The 20,805-nt window shown below is 65.2% G+C and carries 21 protein-coding genes; 13 read left to right on the forward strand and 8 right to left on the reverse strand.

The genetic code is table 11. From position 1 onward, the window contains the following. Positions 1 to 4 precede the first annotated feature (4 nt). The 4 genes from pyrR to JOD97_RS23645 are packed head-to-tail and all read left to right on the forward strand — an operon-like array spanning position 5 to position 3,604. Positions 5 to 520, forward strand: a complete 516-nt coding sequence (gene pyrR / locus JOD97_RS23630; RefSeq protein ID WP_209724071.1) for a bifunctional pyr operon transcriptional regulator/uracil phosphoribosyltransferase PyrR — start codon at positions 5 to 7, stop codon at positions 518 to 520. Between the two features lie 20 nt (positions 521 to 540). After that, entirely contained in the window at positions 541 to 1,506 is a 966-nt protein-coding gene (locus JOD97_RS23635; RefSeq protein ID WP_209724073.1) for an aspartate carbamoyltransferase catalytic subunit, read from the forward strand. A gap of 8 nt (positions 1,507 to 1,514) precedes the next feature. Beyond that, positions 1,515 to 2,840, forward strand: a complete 1,326-nt coding sequence (locus JOD97_RS23640) for a dihydroorotase (protein WP_209724075.1) — start codon at positions 1,515 to 1,517, stop codon at positions 2,838 to 2,840. Between the two features lie 8 nt (positions 2,841 to 2,848). Next, a complete protein-coding gene (locus JOD97_RS23645) occupies positions 2,849 to 3,604 on the forward strand; it encodes a 1-acyl-sn-glycerol-3-phosphate acyltransferase (protein ID WP_209724077.1) in 756 nt (251 codons plus the stop codon). A gap of 64 nt (positions 3,605 to 3,668) precedes the next feature. On the opposite strand, the gene JOD97_RS23650 is transcribed toward JOD97_RS23645, so the two are convergent. Then, positions 3,669 to 4,538, reverse strand: coding sequence for a symmetrical bis(5'-nucleosyl)-tetraphosphatase (locus JOD97_RS23650; RefSeq protein ID WP_209724079.1), 870 nt, complete (start codon positions 4,536 to 4,538; stop codon positions 3,669 to 3,671). 140 nt (positions 4,539 to 4,678) lie between these two features. On the opposite strand from JOD97_RS23650, the gene rfbB reads away from it, so the two are divergent. From rfbB to waaA, 9 genes are all read left to right on the forward strand, one after another. After that, positions 4,679 to 5,749, forward strand: coding sequence for a dTDP-glucose 4,6-dehydratase (gene rfbB, locus JOD97_RS23655; RefSeq protein ID WP_209724081.1), 1,071 nt, complete (start codon positions 4,679 to 4,681; stop codon positions 5,747 to 5,749). Positions 5,750 to 5,751: 2 nt separating this feature from the next. Then, positions 5,752 to 6,666, forward strand: coding sequence for a glucose-1-phosphate thymidylyltransferase RfbA (gene rfbA, locus JOD97_RS23660; RefSeq protein ID WP_209724083.1), 915 nt, complete (start codon positions 5,752 to 5,754; stop codon positions 6,664 to 6,666). Beyond that, positions 6,663 to 7,208, forward strand: coding sequence for a dTDP-4-dehydrorhamnose 3,5-epimerase (rfbC, locus tag JOD97_RS23665; RefSeq protein WP_209724085.1), 546 nt, complete (start codon positions 6,663 to 6,665; stop codon positions 7,206 to 7,208). Before rfbA ends, rfbC begins: the two co-directional genes overlap by 4 nt. After that, positions 7,205 to 8,062 carry a dTDP-4-dehydrorhamnose reductase gene (rfbD, locus tag JOD97_RS23670; protein ID WP_209724087.1) on the forward strand — a complete coding sequence of 286 codons (858 nt, stop codon included), beginning with the start codon at positions 7,205 to 7,207 and terminating at the stop codon, positions 8,060 to 8,062. Before rfbC ends, rfbD begins: the two co-directional genes overlap by 4 nt. A gap of 182 nt (positions 8,063 to 8,244) precedes the next feature. Further along, on the forward strand, positions 8,245 to 9,339 hold the full coding sequence (locus JOD97_RS23675; RefSeq protein WP_209724089.1) for a glycosyltransferase family 4 protein: 1,095 nt from the start codon (positions 8,245 to 8,247) through the stop codon (positions 9,337 to 9,339). 65 nt (positions 9,340 to 9,404) lie between these two features. Next, entirely contained in the window at positions 9,405 to 9,725 is a 321-nt protein-coding gene (locus tag JOD97_RS23680; RefSeq protein ID WP_209724092.1) for an H-NS family nucleoid-associated regulatory protein, read from the forward strand. 200 nt (positions 9,726 to 9,925) lie between these two features. Next, complete coding sequence (locus JOD97_RS23685) at positions 9,926 to 11,308, forward strand: phosphomannomutase/phosphoglucomutase (RefSeq protein ID WP_209724094.1); 1,383 nt, start codon at positions 9,926 to 9,928, stop codon at positions 11,306 to 11,308. 3 nt (positions 11,309 to 11,311) lie between these two features. Further along, entirely contained in the window at positions 11,312 to 12,319 is a 1,008-nt protein-coding gene (gene waaC / locus JOD97_RS23690) for a lipopolysaccharide heptosyltransferase I (RefSeq protein WP_209724096.1), read from the forward strand. A 5-nt stretch (positions 12,320 to 12,324) separates the two neighbouring features. Then, complete coding sequence (waaA, locus tag JOD97_RS23695; RefSeq protein ID WP_209724098.1) at positions 12,325 to 13,626, forward strand: lipid IV(A) 3-deoxy-D-manno-octulosonic acid transferase; 1,302 nt, start codon at positions 12,325 to 12,327, stop codon at positions 13,624 to 13,626. Positions 13,627 to 13,648: 22 nt separating this feature from the next. Here the strand turns inward: waaA and JOD97_RS23700 are convergent, their stop codons facing one another. The 7 genes from JOD97_RS23700 to glyQ all read right to left on the reverse strand — a co-directional run bounded on the left by JOD97_RS23700 (position 13,649) and on the right by glyQ (position 20,739). Next, on the reverse strand, positions 13,649 to 13,828 hold the full coding sequence (locus tag JOD97_RS23700; protein ID WP_209724100.1) for a hypothetical protein: 180 nt from the start codon (positions 13,826 to 13,828) through the stop codon (positions 13,649 to 13,651). A 303-nt stretch (positions 13,829 to 14,131) separates the two neighbouring features. Then, positions 14,132 to 15,181 (reverse strand): patatin-like phospholipase family protein, encoded by a 1,050-nt coding sequence (locus tag JOD97_RS23705; protein ID WP_229264668.1) that lies wholly within the window; start codon positions 15,179 to 15,181, stop codon positions 14,132 to 14,134. A gap of 213 nt (positions 15,182 to 15,394) precedes the next feature. Beyond that, positions 15,395 to 16,339 carry a SprT family zinc-dependent metalloprotease gene (locus JOD97_RS23710; RefSeq protein WP_209724589.1) on the reverse strand — a complete coding sequence of 315 codons (945 nt, stop codon included), beginning with the start codon at positions 16,337 to 16,339 and terminating at the stop codon, positions 15,395 to 15,397. 17 nt (positions 16,340 to 16,356) lie between these two features. Then, positions 16,357 to 17,049, reverse strand: coding sequence for a lysophospholipid acyltransferase family protein (locus JOD97_RS23715; protein ID WP_373999932.1), 693 nt, complete (start codon positions 17,047 to 17,049; stop codon positions 16,357 to 16,359). A 67-nt stretch (positions 17,050 to 17,116) separates the two neighbouring features. Beyond that, positions 17,117 to 17,683 (reverse strand): D-glycero-beta-D-manno-heptose 1,7-bisphosphate 7-phosphatase, encoded by a 567-nt coding sequence (gmhB, locus tag JOD97_RS23720; protein ID WP_209724105.1) that lies wholly within the window; start codon positions 17,681 to 17,683, stop codon positions 17,117 to 17,119. A 15-nt stretch (positions 17,684 to 17,698) separates the two neighbouring features. After that, complete coding sequence (gene glyS, locus JOD97_RS23725; protein ID WP_209724107.1) at positions 17,699 to 19,807, reverse strand: glycine--tRNA ligase subunit beta; 2,109 nt, start codon at positions 19,805 to 19,807, stop codon at positions 17,699 to 17,701. Positions 19,808 to 19,812: 5 nt separating this feature from the next. Next, positions 19,813 to 20,739 (reverse strand): glycine--tRNA ligase subunit alpha, encoded by a 927-nt coding sequence (gene glyQ, locus JOD97_RS23730; RefSeq protein WP_209724109.1) that lies wholly within the window; start codon positions 20,737 to 20,739, stop codon positions 19,813 to 19,815. Positions 20,740 to 20,805: the final 66 nt, after the last annotated feature.

Genomic DNA, 20,805 nt, shown 5'->3' on the forward strand with positions numbered 1-20,805 from the left:
CACCATGTCCACACTGAACCCCACCCAACTCGACGCCGAGGCGCTGTACGCGGCCTTGCTGGCCGACGTCAAGGCCGGCCTGGCCGGCGTCGCCGATGTCGCCATCGTCGGCATCCACTCCGGCGGCGCCTGGATCGCCGAACGGCTCGCGGCCGACCTCGGCCTGTCGGCCCGCTGCGGCGTGCTCGACGTCTCCTTCTACCGCGACGACTACGCCAAGAAGGGCTTGCCGGCCGAGGTCAAGCCGACCAACATCACGTTCGACGTCGCCGCCGCCAACATCCTGCTGGTCGACGACGTGCTCTACACCGGCCGCACCACGCGCGCCGCGATCAACGAGCTGTTCGACTACGGCCGCCCGGCCCGCATCATGCTCGCCGCGCTGGTCGACCGCGGCGAGCGCCAGTTGCCGGTGGCCGCCGATTTCGTCGCCGCGCACGTGGCCGTGCCGCCGGGGCAGGCGCTGGTGCTCAAGCGCGCCGACGATGGACGATTCACGCTCACCCTAGACCACGCATAATCATCACGACCCCCACCACCATGCTCAATCCGCAACTGAATAAAAACGGCGAACTCCAGCACCTGCTGTCGATCGAGGGACTGCCCAAATCCATCCTCAATCACATCCTGGACACCGCCTCGTCGTTCGTCGGCATCTCGGACCGCGACGTCAAGAAAGTGCCGCTGATGCGCGGCAAGTCGGTGTTCAACCTGTTCTTCGAGAACTCGACCCGCACCCGCACCACCTTCGAGATCGCCTCCAAGCGCCTGTCGGCCGACGTCATCAACCTCAACATCCAGGCCTCGTCGGCCAGCAAGGGCGAGTCCTTGCTCGACACCATCGACAACCTGTCGGCGATGCACGCCGATATGTTCGTCGTGCGCCACGCGCAGTCGGGCGCGCCGTACCTGATCGCCAAGCACCTGCACGACACCAAGCAGTCGCACGTGCACGTGGTCAACGCCGGCGACGGCCGCCACGCGCACCCGACGCAGGGCCTGCTGGACATGTACACCATCCGCCACTACAAGAAGGACTTCACCAACCTGACGGTGGCCATCGTCGGCGACATCCTGCACAGCCGCGTGGCGCGCTCGGACATCCACGCGCTGACCACCTTGGGCGTGCCGGAAGTGCGCGCGATCGGCCCGCACACCCTGCTGCCGGGCGGGCTGGAGCAGATGGGCGTGCGCACCTTCACCAACATGGAAGAGGGCTTGAAGGGCGTCGACGTGATCATCATGCTGCGCCTGCAAAACGAGCGCATGAGCGGCGCGCTGCTGCCGTCGGCGCAGGAATACTTCAAGAGCTACGGCCTGACGCCGGAGCGGCTGGCGCTGGCCAAGCCGGACGCCATCGTCATGCATCCGGGGCCGATGAACCGCGGCGTGGAAATCGACTCGGCGGTGGCGGACGGTCCGCAGGCGGTGATCTTGCCGCAGGTGACGTTCGGCATCGCGGTACGGATGGCGGTGATGAGCATTGTGGCGGGAACGCAAGGATGAAAGCAGGAATGAACTCGAATAAAACTCTCCATATCAAGAACGGCCACCTGATCGACCCGGCCAACGGCATCGACGCCCAGCAGGACCTGTATATCGCCGACGGCAAGGTGGTGGCGGTGGGTGCGGCACCCGCCGGCTTCAGCGCCGACCAGACCCTCGACGCGGCCGGCATGATCGTCGCGCCCGGCTTCGTCGACCTGTCGGCGCGCCTGCGCGAGCCGGGCTACGAATACAAGGCCACGCTGGAATCGGAATTGCAGGCGGCGATGCAGGGCGGCGTGACCAGCCTGGTGTGCCCGCCGGACACCGATCCCGTCCTCGACGAGCCCGGCCTGGTGGAGATGCTCAAGTACCGCGCCAAGACCCTGAACCAGGCCCACGTGCACCCGCTGGGCGCGCTGACCGTCGGCCTCAAGGGCAAGGCGCTGACCGAGATGGCCGAGCTGACCGAGGCCGGCTGCATCGGGTTCGCCCAGGCCGAGGAGCCGGTCGAGGACACCAACGTGCTGCTGCGCGCGATGCAGTACGCCAAGACCTTCAACTACACCGTTTGGCTGCGGCCGCAGGATGCGCACATCGGCCGCGGCGGCATCGCCGCCAGCGGTCCGCTGGCTTCGCGCCTGGGCCTGTCGGGCGTGCCGGTGATGTCGGAAACGATCGCGCTGCACACGATTTTCGAACTGATGCGCTCGACCGGCGCGCGCGTGCACCTGTGCCGCATGTCGTCGGCCGCCGGCCTCGAGCTGGTGCGCAACGCCAAGAAGGAAGGCTTGCCGGTCACCTGCGACGTCGGCGCCCACCACGTCCACCTGACCGACGCCGACATCGGCTTCTTCGACTCGAACGCGCGCCTGACGCCGCCGCTGCGCAGCCAGCGCGACCGCGACGCCATCCGCCTCGGCCTGCTCGACGGCACCGTCGACGCGCTGTGCTCGGACCACACGCCGGTCGACGACGACGAGAAACTGCTGCCGTTCGGCGAGGCCTCGCCCGGCGCCACCGGACTGGAGCTGCTGCTGTCGCTGACCCTGAAATGGGCCGACGACTACGCCGCCGGCCAGCACCACGGCGCCGACCAGGCCGCCACGCGTCCGCTGGCGCGGGCGATTTCGCGCATCACCGCCGACGCCGCCCGCGTTGCCGGCTTGAGCAGCGGCACCTTGTCGGTCGGCGCGGTGGCCGACGTCTGCGTCTTCGATCCGCAGGCCACCTGGACGGTGGAAGCGTCGGCGCTGGCCAGCCAGGGCAAGCACACGCCTTTCCTCGGGTACAACCTGACGGGGCAGGTGCGCGCCACCATCGTGGCCGGCCACATCGCCTACCAGCGCGGCTGATTTTCCGGATGAAGATTTCAGTGATCTGGCGCCTGGCGCGGGTGACGGCGCACGTGCTGCTGGGGATGGCGATCTGCGCCACGGTGTTTCCGTGGATCGCCCAGGACAAGCGCAACGGCCACATCCGCCGCTGGTCGACCCGGCTGCTCAAGATGTGCAACGTCAGCGTCGAGCAGCACGCGGCCGCGCCGATGCTGGAGCGGGCGGTGGTGGTGGCCAACCACGTGTCGTGGCTGGATATTTTCGTCGTCCACAGCCTGCATCCGAGCCACTTTGTCGCCAAGGCCGAGATCCGCTCGTGGCCGCTGGCCGGCTGGCTGGCGGAGAAGGCCGGCACCGTGTTCATTTCGCGCGGCAACCGGCGCGATTTGCGGCATATCTTCAAGGGATTGGTGAGCACCCTGGAGCGGGGCGAGCGCGTGGCTTTCTTCCCGGAAGGCACTACTTCGTCGCAGGGCCAGCTGTTGCCGTTCCACGCCAATTTGTTCGAGGCGGCGATCGACGCCGGGGTGCCGGTGCAGCCGGTGGCGTTGTCGTATGTGGCCCCAAACGGCGCCTCGCATCCGTCGGTGGATTTTATCGGCGAGATGACGTTTGCCGAGAGCATCATCGCGATTCTCGGCGGCCCGCCGGTGAAGGCGAAATTGATGGTGCTGGCGCCGATCGAGACGGCCGGCGCGCATCGGCGCGAATTGGCGGAGGTCACGCACAAGGCGGTGGCCGAAGCGTTGGGCGTGACGGTCGAAAGCCACCCCCACCCGTGACGCGGATGCGGGGTCGGACCCGTTGGGTCCGACCCCTTCCCGGTGCGGGTTGACGCCGGAATACCTAGGCTTTTTTCTTGTTGCTCGGCTCCTGGAACTCCGGGCACTGCACCTGCAACAAGCTACGATCCTCCAGGCACACGGCCGACAACTGGCCGCCCCACACGCAGCCGCTGTCGAGGCCGATCAAGTTCGGTTTCAACGTCAGCCCCAGCGCCGACCAGTGGCCGAACACCACCGTGTCGCGCGCGCTGCGCCGTCCCGGCACCTCGAACCACGGCATCAGGCCCGAGCCTTCCTCGGCCTTGCCGCTTTCCTTCATCTTGAAATCCATCACGCCGTCGGCGGTGCAGAAGCGCAGCCGCGTCATGGCGTTGATGATGCAGCGCAGCCGGTCGGCGCCCTGCAGGTCTTCCGACCATTGATCGGGCAGGTTGCCGTACATCTCGGCCAGGAAATCGGCGAAGGTTTCATCCGGCCCGCGCAGCATGTCCTGCACCTCGCCGGCCAGCGCCATGGCCTGGTCGGCGCTCCACTGCGGCAGCAGGCCGGCGTGCACCAGCACGTGGCCCGGGGTCTGGATCGCCAGCGGCCGGCGCCGCACCCAGTCGATCAGCTCGTCGCGGTCGGGCGCGTGCAGGATGTCGGCCAAGGTGTCGGACTTGTGCTCGGCCCGGATGCCGTAGGCCACCGCCAGCAGGTGCAGGTCGTGGTTGCCCAGCACGCTGTCGATCAGGCCGCCGCTGGCCATGGCCAGCTTGCGCACGTGGCGCAAGGTGGCCAGCGAGTCCGGGCCCCGGTTGATCAGGTCGCCGGCGAACAGGATCGCCGGCTCGGCCACGCCGGCCGCGGCCGCGTGCGCGCGTATGCGCTCGAGCATGGACAGGGCCTGCTCGTGGCAGCCTTGTAAATCCCCGATTACATAGGTTTTCATATGGTTGCTCTCTGGTTCGTTGCTTTGGAATCGGAATTACCCTGAAATCAGAGTGCGAGTGTTGATTTTTGCCCGTGGGCAGCGCAGTTTCACATAAAATCACTCTTACGACTGTTTTGACTCTTGCTGCGGGATACTAAATGATTTTTGTTACGGGTGGTGCCGGTTTTATCGGTTCAAACTTTGTCCTCGACTGGCTGGCCCAGTCCGACGAGCCTGTTGTTAATTATGACAAGCTGACCTACGCCGGCAATCTGAATAATCTGGCGTCGCTGAAAAACGACCCGCGCCACATCTTCGTGCGCGGCGACATCTGCGACCAGGCCCAGGTGCTGGAACTGTTCCAGCGGCACCAGCCGCGCGCCGTCGTCCACTTCGCCGCCGAAAGCCACGTCGACCGATCGATCCTCGGTCCCGGCGAATTCATCAACACCAACATCAACGGCACGTTCAGCCTGCTGGAGGCCGCGCGCGCCTACTGGTCGGCGCTGCCGGCGGCGGAGCAGGCGGCGTTCCGCTTCCTGCACGTGTCCACCGACGAGGTCTACGGCACGCTCGGCCCGGACGACGCGCCGTTCAGCGAAACGACCGCGTTCGCGCCGAACAGCCCGTACTCGGCGTCGAAGGCCGCGTCCGACCACTTGGTGCGTTCCTATCATCATACCTACGGTTTGCCGACGCTGACGACCAACTGCTCGAACAATTACGGCCCGTACCACTTCCCGGAAAAGCTGATCCCGCTGATCATCGCCAACGCGCAGGCCGGCAAGCCGCTGCCGATCTACGGCGACGGCCAGCAGGTGCGCGACTGGCTGTATGTCAGCGACCATTGCGCGGCGATCCGCCGTGTGCTCGAGGCCGGCCGCCTGGGCGAGACCTACAACGTCGGCGGCTGGAACGAGATGGCCAACCTGGACGTCGTGCACACCTTGTGCGACATGCTCGACAAGGTCGCCCCGAAGGCCGACGGCGCCAGTTACCGCGCGCAGATCACCTACGTCAAGGACCGTCCCGGCCACGACCGCCGCTACGCCATCGACGCCCGCAAGCTGGAGCGTGAACTGGGCTGGAAACCGGCCGAGACCTTCCAGACCGGCATCGCCAAGACCGTGCAGTGGTATCTGGACAACCAGGCCTGGGTCGCCGACGTGCAGTCGGGCAGCTACGCCAAATGGGTGGAAACCAACTACTTTAATCGCGAAGGCCAATAAGAATGAGCACTACGGGCACAACCAACGGCAACCGCCGCAAGGGCATTATTCTGGCCGGCGGCTCCGGCACCCGTCTGTATCCGGTGACGATGAGCGTATCGAAGCAATTGCTGCCGATCTACGACAAGCCGATGATCTACCACCCGCTGACGGTGCTGATGCTCGCCGGCATGACCGAGATCCTGCTGATCTCGACGCCGCAGGACACGCCGCGTTTCCAGGACCTGCTGGGCGACGGCAGCCAGTGGGGCATCCATATCAGCTACGCGGTGCAGCCGTCGCCGGACGGCCTGGCGCAGGCCTTCATCATCGGCAAGGAGTTCGTCGGCGACGCGCCGTCGGCGCTGATCCTGGGCGATAACATCTATTACGGCAACGATCTGGACGCGCTGCTCAACCACGCCAGCGAGCAGGCCGACGGCGCCACCGTGTTCGCCTACCACGTGCAGGACCCGGAGCGCTACGGCGTGGTCGAGTTCGACGGCGGCCGCCAAGCCGTGTCGATCGAGGAAAAACCCAAACAGCCCAAATCCAATTACGCGGTCACCGGCCTGTATTTCTACGATAATCAGGTGTGCGACATCGCCGCCAGCATCAAGCCGTCCGCGCGCGGCGAGCTCGAGATCACCGACGTCAACCGCGTCTACCTGGAAAAGCAGCAGCTCAACGTCGAGGTGATGGGGCGCGGCATGGCCTGGCTCGACACCGGCACCCACGAGTCGCTGCTGGAGGCGGGCCAGTTCATCGCCACCATCGAAAAGCGCCAGGGCCTGAAGGTGGCCTGTCCGGAGGAGATCGCCTATCGCAAGGGCTATATCGACGCGGCCCAGCTGCGCAAGCTGGCCGAGCCGCTCAAAAAGAACAATTACGGCCAATACCTGTTGCAGATACTGGAAGACAAGGTCGTGCCGCGATGAAGGTTGTTACCACACCGCTGGAAGGTTTGCTGGTGCTCGAGCCGCGCGTGTTCGGCGACGAGCGCGGTTTTTTCTACGAAAGCTACAACGCCCGCCAATTCGCCGAGGCCACCGGCGTGACTGCCGGCTTCGTGCAGGACAACCATTCGCGCTCGCGCCGGGGCGTGCTGCGCGGCCTGCATTACCAGATCCAGCAGCCGCAGGGCAAGCTGGTGCGCGTGACCGCCGGCGCCGTGTTCGACGTGGCGGTCGACATCCGCCGGAGCTCGCCCACGTTCGGCCAGTGGTACGGCGTCGAGCTCAGCGCTGAAAACATGCGCCAGATGTGGATACCGGCCGGCTTCGCGCACGGCTTCGTGGTCACCAGCGACAACGCCGAGTTCCTCTATAAAACCACCGACTACTGGGCGCCCGAGCACGAGCGCGCCATCCTGTGGAACGACCCGGCCATCGGCATCGTCTGGCCGCTGGACCTGACGCCGACCTTGTCGCACAAGGACCAGGCAGCCGGACCGCTGGCCGCCGCCGAGGTGTTCGCGTGAAGATTTTGCTCACCGGCAGCACCGGCCAGGTGGGATACGAGCTGGCGCGCAGCCTGCAGGGCGTGGGCGAGGTGGTGGCGGTGGACCGGGGCGTCATGGACCTGTCCGACCTCGACCAGGTGCGCGACGTCATCCGCCAGGTCAAGCCGGGGCTGATCGTCAACCCGGCCGCCTACACGGCGGTCGACAAGGCCGAGAGCGAGCCGGACCTGGCGCACCGCGTCAACGCCGAGGCGCCCGGGCTGATGGCGCGCGAGGCCAAACTGCTGGGCGCGGCGATGGTGCATTATTCGACCGACTACGTATTCGACGGCGCCGACCCGGCGCCGCGGGTGGAGGACGACCCGACCGGGCCGCTGAACGTCTACGGCGCCAGCAAGCTGGCCGGCGAGCGCGCCATCGCCGAGGCCGGCATTCCGCACCTGATCTTCCGCACCAGCTGGGTGTATGGCATGCGCGGTAAGAATTTCCTGTTGACGATGCTGCGCCTGGCCAGGGAGCGCGACGAGCTGCGCGTGGTGGCCGACCAGCACGGCGCGCCGACCTGGAGCCGCACCATCGCCGACACCACGGCGCAGGTGCTGGCGCAGGCGCGCGCCGGCGGTGACGACTGGTGGGCGCGCAACAGCGGCGTCTATCACCTGAGTGCGCAGGGCCGCACCACCTGGTTCGAGTTCACCCAGGCGATCGTCGAGGCGGCCGGGCTCGAGTGCCGCGTGCTGCCGATCGGCAGCGCCGACTATCCGACGCCGGCGAGGCGGCCGCGGTATTCGGTAATGTCCTCCGAGCGCCTGATGACGCGCTTTTGCCATCTGCCGGAGTGGAAAGAGGCGCTGCGGCTGTGCATGGAGTGATACACGGTCCAGCCCGTGTAGAAATGTTGGACCTGACCCCGGCGTTGACCCCGGCGTTATCAATTCAGGATTGCCTTGGCCAATCCGGTACAATCGCGGGCTAGCGTGCCGATCACCCCTCGGCGGACCTGGACTCGCCTCTGTACCGGTAAGCGCATCCGGCAATTTTGTATAGATAAAATATGTTTTCCTTTTTACTGAGCTTTATCGCTTCCGCGCTGCTTACCCTGTTGGTCATAAAAGAATCCAGATTGCACGGTCCGGCGCTGGATTCCGATTTCCTCGGCGTCCAGAAGGTGCATGCCCACCATGTGGCGCGGATAGGCGGCTTGTCGATCTTTCTGTCGGTCGCGCTCAGTTCCACCATTTCCGTCTGGCGCGTGCCGGCCTTGGGCAACTGGCTGTTCTCGCTGCTGGCCTGTTCCACCGTCGCCTTCGTCGGCGGCATCGTCGAGGATTACACGGGCCGCGTCAGCGCCACGCGCCGGCTGCTGCTGACCATGGCCGCCGCCGCCCTCGGCTATTTCCTGCTCGACGCCCGCATCGACCGCATCGACTTCCCCTTCGCCGCCTGGCCCATCGAATATATGTGGATCACGCTGCCGCTGACGGTGCTGGCGGTGGCCGGCGTGGCCAACGCCGTCAATATCATCGACGGCTTCAACGGCCTGGCCAGCGTGGTGTGTATTTGCATGCTGCTGTCGCTCGGTTATGTCGCGCTGCAGGTCAACGATATGTTCGTGCTGATCGCCGCGCTGATGGTGGCCGGCGCCACCGCCGGTTTCCTGATCTGGAATTACCCGGTCGGCATGATATTCCTGGGCGACGGCGGCGCTTATTTCATCGGCTTTATGCTGGGCGAGCTGGCGTTGCTGCTGGTAATGCGCAATCCGCAAGTTTCCACTTGGTACGCGGCGTTGTTGTTAATATATCCAACATTTGAAACCTTGTTTTCCGTTTATCGGCGCATGTTTGTTCGCGGCAAATCTCCCGCCATGCCCGACGGTATCCACTTGCATAGCCTGATCTTCCGCCGCATCGTGCAATGGGCGGTGGGCCGCAAGGAGGCGCGCGCGCTGATCCGCCGCAATTCGCTCACGTCCCCGTATTTGTGGATGTTTTCGCTGATGGCGGTGATACCGGCCACGGTATTCTGGCGCCATACCTGGGTATTAATGGTGTTTTGTATTTTGTTTATCAGCAGTTACATCTGGATTTATGTGCGCATCGTCCGCTTTAAGGCGCCGCGCTGGATGATACGCCATAAGAAAATGTGATTTTTCCGGCTTGATGTAATATATTCGCGCAGCGCTTTTATTATCATCACTGGAAGGAAAGCCCAATGGACCTGTCGAATATGTCTTCCGCCGATTTGCGGAATTTGCAAGAACAAGTTAAACGCGAATTGAAACAGCGCGAAGGCCAGGACCTGGCCAAGGCGCGCGAACAGATATTGGCCATCGCCCAGAGCGTCGGCCTGCCGGTGAAGGATCTGGTCGGCGGCGCCGTCACCGCCCGCGGCGGCAAAAAGACCGGCTCGGTGGCGCCGCGCTACCGCAATCCGGCCGACGCCTCCCAGCAATGGACCGGCCGCGGCCGCCAGCCGAAATGGGTCAAGGAATGGCTCGACGCCGGCAACGACATCGCCGGCCTGAAGGTTTAAGCGGTTTTAGCGCGGTCGCGGGCCGGCGGGGCTTGCCTGCCGCCGGTATCGGACTTACACTGCGCACTTGTATATGGTGTCATGTTGCCGACAACGCTCTGGCGGCACCTGCTTTTCCCTCTAATCCGCGTCCACGGCAAGGCAGTGCGCTGGGCTAGCCCCGCACCGCCTCGCCGTGGCACGCACACGCTCAATCCAGTATGGTCTCCTTATCCAAAACGATCTTCAAAGCTTACGACATTCGCGGCATCATCGATAAAACCCTGGATGCGGGCGTCGCGCGCCAGATCGGGCAGGCGTTCGGCCAGGCCGCGCTGGCCAAGGGCGAGACCAGGGTGGTGATCGGCCGCGACGGCCGCTTGTCCGGCCCGTCGCTGGCGGCGGCGCTGGCCGAGGGCCTGCAGGCGGCCGGCGTCGACGTCATCGACCTGGGCGTGGTGGCCACGCCGATGGTCTACTTCGGCACCCACGTGCTGGGCGCGGCGTCGGGCATCATGGTCACCGGCAGCCACAATCCGCCGGACTACAACGGCTTCAAGATGGTGCTGGCCGGCGAGGCGATCCACGGCGAGGCCATCACCGCGCTGTACCAGCGCATCGTCGACCATGACGGCGCGCCGGCGCCGACCAAGGGTTCCTACAGCACCCACGACATCCGCGCCCAGTACCTCGAGCGCATCATCGGCGACGTCAAGCTGGCGCGCCCGATCAAGATCGCGGTCGACTGCGGCAACGGCGTGGCCGGCGCCTTCGCCGGCGACCTGTATCGCGGCATGGGCTGCGAGGTGGTCGAGCTGTTCTGCGAAGTGGACGGCAACTTCCCCAACCACCACCCCGATCCGGCGCATCCGGAAAACCTGCAGGACCTGATCCGCGCGCTGCAAGAGACCGACGCCGAAATCGGCATCGCCTTCGACGGCGACGGCGACCGCCTGGGCGTGGTGACCAAGGACGGCCAGATCATTTATCCGGACCGCCAGATGATGCTGTTCGCGGCCGACGTGCTGACCCGCCATCCGGGCGAACAGATTCTGTACGACGTCAAATGCACCCGCCACCTGGCGCCGTACATCACCAAAAGCGGCGGCGTGCCGCTGATGTACAAGACCGGCCACTCGCTGGTCAAGGCCAAGCTGCGCGAGACCGGCGCCCCGCTCGGCGGCGAAATGAGCGGCCATATCTTCTTCAAGGACCGCTGGTACGGTTTTGACGACGGCCTGTACTCGGGCGCGCGCCTGCTGGAGATCCTGACCCGCGAGGCCGATCCGTCGGCGCTGCTCAATTCCCTGCCGCAGTCGGACAGCACCCCCGAGCTGCACCTGCACCTGAGCGAAGGCGAAAACGTCATCGTCATGGACAAGCTGCGCGCGGACGCGGAATTCCCGGGCAACGTGCAGATCATCACCATCGACGGCCTGCGCGTGGAATACGAGGACGGCTTCGGCCTGGCGCGTTCGTCCAACACCACGCCGGTGATCGTGATGCGCTTCGAAGCGGAAACGCCGGCGGCGCTGGCGCGCATCCAGGGCCAGTTCAAGAGCGTGATCCTGGCCGCCAAGCCGGACGCGCAACTGCCTTTCTAAGCGATGTCCCCGCGCCCGGGCGATGGCAAGCCGTTGAACATCCTGCTGGTGCGCGTCTCCTCGCTGGGGGACGTGCTGCACAACCTGCCGATGGTGGCCGATATCGCCCGCCACTTCCCCGACGCGAACATCGACTGGGTGGTGGAGGAGGGCTATGTCAGTCTGGTGCGGCTCAACGCCCGCGTGCGCACCATCATTCCGTTCGCGCTGCGGCGCTGGCGCAAAAGCCTGGGCAAGCCGGAAACGCGCGCCGAGATCAAGGCATTCTTCCACGCCCTGCGCCAGCAGCGGTACGATTACGTGTTCGATACCCAGGGGCTGCTCAAGACCGGCATCATCATGGGCGCCGCGCGGGTGGTCAAGGGCGGCCGCAAGGTCGGCCTGGCCAACGGCAGCGAGGGCTCGGGCTACGAGGGCGTCTCGCGCATTTTCCATAACCTGAGCATCCCGACCGACCCGCGCACGCATGCGGTGGCGCGCGGCCGGGTGGTGGCCGCCGCCGCGCTGGGCTACCGGGTCGACACGCCGGCCGATTTCGGCCTGCCGGCGGTATCGGCCGGCGAGCCGCGTCCGGCGTGGATGCCGGCCGAGCCTTACGTGGTGTACTTCCACGGCACGGCGCGCGATCCGAAGAAGTGGGCGCCGGAGAACTGGATCGCCCTGGGGCGCGAACTGGCGCCGATGCCTATCCTGCTGCCATGGGGCTCGCCGAAGGAGCAGGCCGAGGCCGAGCATCTGGCGGCGAGCCTGCCGAACGCGCGCGTGCTGCCCAAGCTGTCGATGGCCGACGCCATGCTGCTGGCGCGCCATGCGGGGCTGGTGATCGGCGTCGACACCGGCTTGACGCATATCGCCGCCGCCTTCGTGCGGCCGACGGTGGAAATCTACGCCGATTCGCCGCGCTGGAAGACCGAGGGCAACTGGTCGCCGCGCATCATCAACCTGGGCGATCGCGGCGCGCCGCCTTCCGTGTCCGAGGTGCTGGCCGCGGCCAGGACTTTGCTGGGCTGAGTCGCATGCGTCTCTTTTATTCCGTGATGTGGTGGCTGGCCATGCCGCTGGTGCTGGCGCGTTTGTGGCTGCGCGGCCGCAAGGAGCCGGGCTATCGCGGGCATTGGGGCGAGCGGCTGGGGTTTTACGGCACCGGTTCGGCCTTGTCGCCGGCTTCGCCGGTGTTGTGGGTGCACGCGGTGTCCGTCGGCGAAACGCGCGCCGCCGAGCCGTTGATCGACGCGCTGCTGGCCGGGTATCCGAATGGCCGCGTGATCCTGACCCACATGACGCCGACCGGCCGCGCCACCGGCAAGTCGCTGTTCGCCAAACATGGCGCGCGGCTGGCGCAGTCCTATCTGCCGTACGACACCGGCGCCATGGTGGGGCGCTTCATCAAGCATTTCAAACCGGCGGTCTGCATCCTGATGGAGACCGAAGTGTGGCCGAACCTGATCGCCACGTGCGGCGCGCGCGGCGTGCCGGTGGTGCTGGCCAACGCGCGCCTGTCCGAGCGCTCGCTGCGCAAGGCCGGGCGTCTCGGCTCGCTGATCCTGGACGCGGCGCACGGCATCTCGCTGGTCGCCGCGCAGACCGAGGCCGACGCCCAGCGCGTGCGCTCGCTCGGCGTCAAGCAGGTGGAGGTCACCGGCAGCATCAAGTTCGACGTCGTGGTGCCGGATGCGGCGCTGGCCACCGGCGCGGCGCTGCGCAGGGCGATCGGCGCGCGTCCCGTGCTGCTGTTCGCCAGCACGCGCGAAGGCGAGGAGGCGCTGATACTGCAGGCGGTGCGCGAGGCGCGTTCCGAACTGCCCGTCAATGTGCTGCTGCTGATCGTGCCGCGCCATCCGCAGCGTTTCGACGAGGTGGCCAAAATGGTCGGCGAGGCCGGGCTCAATGTGCAGCGCCGCAGCCAGCTGGCGCTGGACGGCGCCGGCGAAGCATCGATTCCGGCGTATATCGACGTGGTGCTGGGCGATTCGATGGGGGAGATGTTCGCCTATTACGCGGCGTGCGACTGCGCTTTCGTTGGCGGCAGCCTGCTGCCGCTGGGCGGACAAAATCTGATCGAACCGGCGGCCCTGGGCAAGCCGGTGCTGATTGGTCCGCATACGTTTAATTTCGCCGAATCGACCGAGGACGCGCTGGCAGCCGGCGGCGCGCAACGCGTGGCCGATGCCGCTGAATTGGTTGCCGCCGCAGCGCGCCTGCTGCGCGACGACGAGGCGCGCGCGGCGATGGGGCGCGGGGCGTTGGCGTTCGCCAACCGGTATCGTGGCGCCACCCGGCGCACCCTGGCGTTGCTGGCGCCGTTGATCGGGCGCTGACCCGACTGCGGTCAGACGCCGCCTAGCCGCCGCCGATGCCTTCGGTGATGATGCCGGTGCCGCCGCAGTTTCCACAAGGGATGGTGTCATCCTCGTCCAGGATGCGGCCGGTGCCGTGACAGATCGGGCAGACGTCGTCGCCGGTGCCGGGCGTGCCGGGCGCCGCTTCGTCGCCGGGATTGGTTGGTGCGTTCTCGCTCATGCTCGCCTCCGAAATAGTGGTCTGATCATTGTAAGCTTGTCGTTGCCGCACCCCGATCCAATTGAATCCAGGCAAGGGAAGCCTGATCCCCTGTCGAGCCACGTAGGGCGGATTAGCGGGCTAGGCCCGCTAACCGCCCGGGGGCCTACCGAAGGAAAGTCCTCCTGCCGGAGGACTTGAGAGGCGGAACGCCGTAATCCGCCACTCGATGAGCCGCCGATACGCATGCATGGCCGATTACGCTGCGCTAATCCGCCCTACGTGGTTTAACTTTGACCAAACTTCACCGAAGTAAGATCGGCCCTAGCCAACCACTTCCGTTTCCTCCGCAAAGCGCAGCACGTCGGCGTTTTGACGGCAGAAGCGGGTCGCGGTCTTGTAGCCCACGTCGAACAGCAATTGCATGTTCGACGTCGACCAGTCCATCGTGTATGGAATATGCTGTTCCGGCACGGCGGCCATCAGCTCCAGCTTCAGCATTTGACGCTTCGGCTCGCCCGTCTTGTGGTCGGTGTTGTGCTCCAGCTCGAACAAGCGCAGCTGCTGGTTCGAGATGTTGACCAGCGGCGTGATCATCTGGCCGACCCACGCGTCGTACAGGTTGCGCGGCTTGCGCAGCAGGCGCTCGTCGCCGAGGATGTCGAGCACCACCAGCACATCGGTGTCCGCGTGCTCGCCCTTGCCTTCGATGAACGGATCGAAGTTCAGCGTCTCCAGCGCCGCGCCCTCGATATAGTCCTCGCCGTCGATCTCGGTGGGCGCGTACAGGAACGGGAACGACAGCGCGGCGCGCACGTGCTCGGCCTGGATCTCGCGCTTGTCCCAGATCTTCATGCGGTGCTGGTTCAGGTTGTAGGCGTTGATGTAGAACTCCGGCTTCATCTTGGCGATGGCGGAGAAGTCGATCGAGCCTTCCAGGAACGGCGCGTGCGCGCACAAACCGAGGCTCTTGGACGACAAGTTAGACGGCGACATCGTCGACATCATCAGCTGGGTCCAGTCGGCCCAGGGCACCGAGCCGCCCATCACGCTTTGCAGGCCGGGGAACACCGGATTGCCGACCTGCGGCGAGAACACGCCGCGGAAGGCGTCCGCCTCCTTGCCCGGCTTGTGGAAAATCTTGTAGTTGACAGGCATCATCTTGTAGATGCTGTCGGCCACGCCGGCGTCGGCCCAGCGCTTGAGCGCCTCGCGCGGCGATCCGTCCAGCGGCGCCGTGTACAGCAGCCCCATCAGCACGCCCGCGCCCGAGGCGGATATCACGTCGAACTCGACCTCCTGATCGAGGAATGCAGCCAGCGCCCCCGCTATCAATGGAGAATTCGGCGCACCGCCACCCAGCACCAAACCCATTTTTTTGGTTGCACTTACCTGACCCATATAACCCCCGTTTTAGTGAAACAATTTGCCATTTATTTAACTCAGATCAAGTCAAACATGAGACAAAATATCACACATAGTTCCGTACGGCAATTAAATTGTGCAATGCAATATTAAAGTCACTACTGAGGCGAACTCAGCAGTAAGGTGGGAAATGGGGGAGGAAGAACGCTAAATAGAGATATTTCAGGCAAACAGCACCGGCAGCTCCTGCGCCCGTTTGCGCAGCAGGTTCTTGGCCTCGTCGTACTCGGGGTAGATGCGCCCGACGGTGTTCCAGAAGTCGGCGCTGTGGTTCATTTCCAGCGTGTGGGCCAGTTCGTGGGCCACCACGTAATCGATCAGCGGCAACGAGAAGTGGATCAATTTCCAGTTCAGGCGGATCTTGCGGTCGACCGTGCACGAGCCCCAGCGCGTGCCGGCCGACGACAACCCGAACGAGTGGTAGCTGACCCCCAGGCGCGCCGCGTACAAGTCCAGGCGCTGCTCGAACAGTACCTTGGCCTCCTGCTGGTACCAGGACTTGACGCGCTCCTTGAGCAGCGTCTCGGTGGCGCCGGGCACCAGCACCATCGACAGCTCGCGCGTGGCCGGGTTGTAGCTGGTGCGATTGCGTCCGCCCACCAGCAGCCGCAAGGTGATGTCGGCGCCCAGGTACGGAAGCTGCGCGCCGTCGATCCATTCCACCGGCGGCTTTTGCAGCCGCGCGGCGCGGCGCTCGCGCCGTTCCTTGAGCTTGCTCAGTATCCAGTGCTGCTTGGTGCGGATGGCGTTGTCGATTTCGGCGATGCTGATGCGCTTCGGCGCCGTCACGCGCAGGCCGTCGTCGTCGATCATGAAGCCGATCGAGCGGCGCGTCGAGCGGCGCAAATCATATTCGAGGATGAATTCACCGACCATCAGCTGGCGCTTGGCCGTGGTCGGATCGGACGGCGGCGGCGCGACCTGGCGCGGCTTGACCGGGACCGCGGTTTCGGGCGGCGCGACGTACGGGGAAACGGGAGGGGGCTTGCTGGAAGAGGGAGGAACCGACCATACCGGCGACGTGTAGACCGGCTTGGGAGACGACTGCGCCTCCCGTCCAAACAGGTCAAGCTGGCTGGCGTCGTCTTTCGGCGACGCCGGCTTCACCAAGGTGGCTAAATCGTCTAGCCAGCGTTGTAGGCGTGGGGCGAAATGACGCGCATTTCTGATTCTATCCAAGTTTCCACCTGTTGCATCATGCCGTCCGGAGTTTGTCCTTCTGGCGAAATTGGCTTACCTATCGATACTGTAACAAGGCCGGGCCGTTTGATGAAAGAGTTTTTTGGCCAGCACTCGCCGGAGTTGTGCGCGATCGGCACGACCACGGCGCCGGTCTCGATGGCCAGGCGCGTGCCGCCGCTTTTGTACTTGCCGGCCTGGCCGACCGGAATCCGCGTCCCCTCCGGGAACATGATAATCCATTGGCCGTCGGCGAGCCGGCGCTTGCCGTGGCGGACCACGTGCTTGAACGCGTTCTTGCCCTGCTTGCGGTCGATCGGAATCATGCGCAGCAACGCCATCGCCCAGCCGAAGAACGGAATATAAAGGATTTCCTTCTTGAACACGAACACCAGTGGGCGCGGCAGGTTAGGCAGCAGGAAGATGGTTTCCCACGCCGACTGGTGCTTCGACAGCACCACCGCCGGCGCGTCCGGGAAGTTCTCGGCGCCCTTGATCTGGTAGCGGATGCCGCAAATAACCTTGGCGCACCAGACGATGAACACGTTCCAGCGCGCGGTGACCCAGAAGCGCTTGTTGTACGGCAGCGGCGCAGCCAGGAAGCACACCAGCGCCCAGACGATGGTCGATATCACCATGATGATGGTGAAAATCAGGGAACGCAAAAACAATACGGGATGACCCAATGCAGACTCCAAAAACTTGTTAGCTAACGACGTGCAGCGCCGGCGGCGCGCTGGTTTTGAGCAGGTGGACCACCATCGCCGCCAAGTCGGGGAACACCAGGGTGCCGGGCGGCAGGCCGCCGGTTTCCCGGGTTTTCTCGCCCTTGCCGGTCAGGACCAGGTAGGGCACGCAGCCGGTGACGTAGCCGGCCTGCAGGTCGCGCAGCGAGTCGCCCACCACCGGCACGCCTTTGAGGCTGATCTTGTAGCGCTGCGAGATCTCGTTGAACATGCCCGGTTTCGGCTTGCGGCAATCGCAGTTGTCGGCCGCCGCGTGGGGGCAGAAGAACACGGCGTCGATGTCGGCGCCGACCTGCTGCGCCAGATTGTGCATCTTGGCGTGGATCGCGTTGAGCGTCGACATGTCGAAGAACTCGCGCGCGATGCCCGATTGGTTCGACGCCACCACCACCCGGTAGCCGGCCTGGTTCAGGCGGGCGATCGCCTCGAGCGAACCGGGGACCGGTATCCACTCGGCCGGCGATTTGATGAAGTCGGGCGAATCATGGTTGATGACGCCGTCGCGATCGAGGATGATCAGTTTCATGGACGGCGTACCCATTTAGGCCGCCAGCTTCGAAATGTCGGCCACGCGGTTCATCATGCCATGCAGCGATGACAGCAGCGCCAGACGATTATTGCGCAGGGCGACGTCTTCGGCCATGACCATGACGTCGTTGAAGAAGGCGTCGACCGCGTCGCGCAGCTGCGCCAGCGTCTTGAGGGCGTCGCTGAAATCGCCGCGGATGAAGGCGGCGTCGATGTCTGGCTGCACGCGGGTGACGGCGGCGGCCAGGTTCTTCTCGGCCTCGTCCTGCAGCAGCGCCGGGTCGACGGCGCTGGTGCCGGCGGCGGCCAGCGCCTCCTCGTTCTTCTTTAGGATGTTGGTGATGCGCTTGTTGGCGGCGGCCAGCGAGGCCGCTTCCGGCAGCGCGGCGAAGGCCTTGACCGCCTCCAGGCGCTGCACGATGTCGTCCAGGCGGTCCGGGTTTTGTGCGACCACCGCTTCGATCTCGTTCGGCGAGAATCCGCGCTCGCGCAGGATGCCGCGCAGGCGGTCCAGCATGAAGGCGGTGACCTCGGCGACCGGATCCTTGAAGCCGGCGATGCCGGTGAACTGCTGCGCGGCCGAATCGAGCAGGCCGTGGATCGACAGCATCAGGCGTTTTTCGATCAGCATGCGCAGCACGCCCAGCGCGTGGCGGCGCAGCGCGAACGGATCCTTGTCGCCGGTCGGCTGCAGGCCGATCGACCAAATGCCGACCAGGGTTTCGAGCTTGTCGGCCAGCGCCACGGCGGTGCCGGTGACGGTCGACGGCAGCGCGTCGCCGGCGAAGCGCGGCTGGTAGTGCTCGGAGGCGGCCAGCGCCACGTCTTCCGGCTCGCCGTCGTTGCGGGCGTAGTAGGTGCCCATGATGCCTTGCAGCTCGGGGAACTCGCCGACCATGTCGGTCAGCAGGTCGGCCTTGGACAGCTTGGCGGCGCGGGTGGCCAGCGCGGAGTCGCCGCCGATTTGCGTGGCGACGAAGCCGGCCAGCGCGCTGACACGCTCGCTGCGCTCGGCCTGGGTGCCCAGTTTGTTGTGGTAGACCACGTTCTTGAGCAGCGGCAGGCGCGATTCCAGCGTCTTCTTCTTATCCTGCTCGAAGAAGAACTTGGCGTCCGACAGGCGCGGACGCACCACGCGCTCGTTGCCGCCGATGATGGCTTCGGGTGTTGGGGTTTCGATGTTGGAGACGATCAGGAAGCGTGAACGCAGCTTGCCGTCGGCGTCCGTCAGCGCGAAGTATTTCTGGTTGGTCTGCATGGTCAGGATCAGGCATTCCTGCGGCACTGCCAGGAATTCCTCTTCGAAGCGGCACTCGTAGACCACCGGCCATTCGACCAGCGCGGTCACTTCGTCGAGCAGCGCTTCGGGCATCAGCACCTGGTCGGCGCCGGCCTTGGCCAGCAGTTCGGCGCGGATCTGTTCCTTGCGCTGTTCGACGCTGGCCAGCACCTTGCCCTTGGCTTTCAGCGTTTCGGCGTAGCTGTCGGCGTCGGCGATGGCGACTTCGCGCTGGCCGGGAGCGGTCAGGAAGCGGTGGCCTTCGGTGACGTTCGACGCGGTCAGTCCCAGCAAGGTCAGTGGCAGCACGGTGGCGCCGTGCAGCGCGACCAGGCTGTGGGCCGGACGCACGAATTGCACGGTGGCGCCGTCCGGACGCTGGTAGCTCATCACTTTAGGGATCGGCAGCTTGGCGACCGATTCCTCCAGCGCCGCCTGCAGGCCCGATTGCAGCGCGCTGCCGGCCGCCGTGTAGGTGTAGAAGAAGCTCTCGGCCTTGCCGTCCTGCGCGCGTTCCAGATCGGCCACGGTCAGGTTCGGGAAGCCCAGCGCGGCCAGTTTCTTGGCCAGCGGCGGCGTGCCGTTGCCGGCGGCGTCCAGCGCGACCGACACCGGCAGCACTTTTTCGCGGATCGACTTGTCCGGCGAGGTGGCGCGCACCTTGGTGATGGAAACGGCCAGGCGGCGCGGCGAGGCGAACGAGGTGGCGACGCTGTCGGCGTCGAGGAAGTCGCGTACTTTCAGGCCGTTGACGATGCCGGCGGCGAAGGCCGCGCCCAGTTTGGCGAGCGCCTTCGGTGGCAGTTCTTCGGTCAGCAGTTCGATGAGGAGGGTCTGGGTCATATTATTTATACAGTTTGTTCAGCAGCGGCGGGAGCCAGGCCGGGAGCCATCGGGAAGCCCAGGCGCTCGCGCGACTCGTAGTAGGCCTGCGCCACAAGGCGCGACAACGCGCGCACGCGGCCGATGTAGGCGGCGCGCTCGGTCACCGAAATGGCGCCGCGCGCGTCCAGCAGGTTGAAGCTGTGCGAGGCCTTCATGATCTGCTCATAGGCCGGCAGCGTCAGTTGCGCCTCGATCAGGCGCTTGGCTTCTGATTCGTGGTTGTTGAACTGGGCGAACAGCAGTTCGGCGTTCGAGTGCTCGAAGTTATAGGCCGATTGTTCGACCTCGTTTTGATGGAACACGTCACCGTATTTCAGCGTTTTGGTGACGCCGTTTTCTTCCCACGTGGTCCATACCAGGTCGTACATGTTCTCGACGCCCTGCAGGTACATCGCCAGGCGCTCGATGCCGTAGGTGATCTCTCCCAGCACCGGCTTGCAATCGAGGCCGCCGACCTGCTGGAAGTAGGTGAACTGCGTCACCTCCATCCCGTTCAGCCACACTTCCCAGCCGAGGCCCCAGGCGCCCAGGGTCGGCGACTCCCAGTCGTCTTCGACGAAGCGCACGTCATTCTGTTTCAGGTCCAGGCCCAGCGCTTCGAGCGAACCGAGATACAGGTCGAGGATGTTTTCCGGCGCCGGCTTCATCACCACCTGATACTGGTAGTAGTGCTGGCCGCGGTTCGGGTTCTCGCCATAACGGCCGTCCTTCGGGCGGCGCGACGGCTGCACGTAGGCCGCGCGCCATGGCTCCGGGCCGATCGCGCGCAGGAAGGTCCCGGTGTGGAAGGTGCCGGCGCCGACTTCCATGTCGTATGGCTGGAGCAGGGCGCAGCCTTGCTTGTCCCAGTAGGTTTGCAAGGTCAGAATGATTTGTTGAAATGTCAGCATCTTGTGTGGTCGATGGCGCGCCTCGCGGGGCGGGGAACGCGCGGTTGCGGTTATGCTAAAGGGGCA

Source organism: Duganella sp. 1411, from assembly GCF_017833525.1.
Lineage (GTDB): Bacteria > Pseudomonadota > Gammaproteobacteria > Burkholderiales > Burkholderiaceae_D > Rugamonas.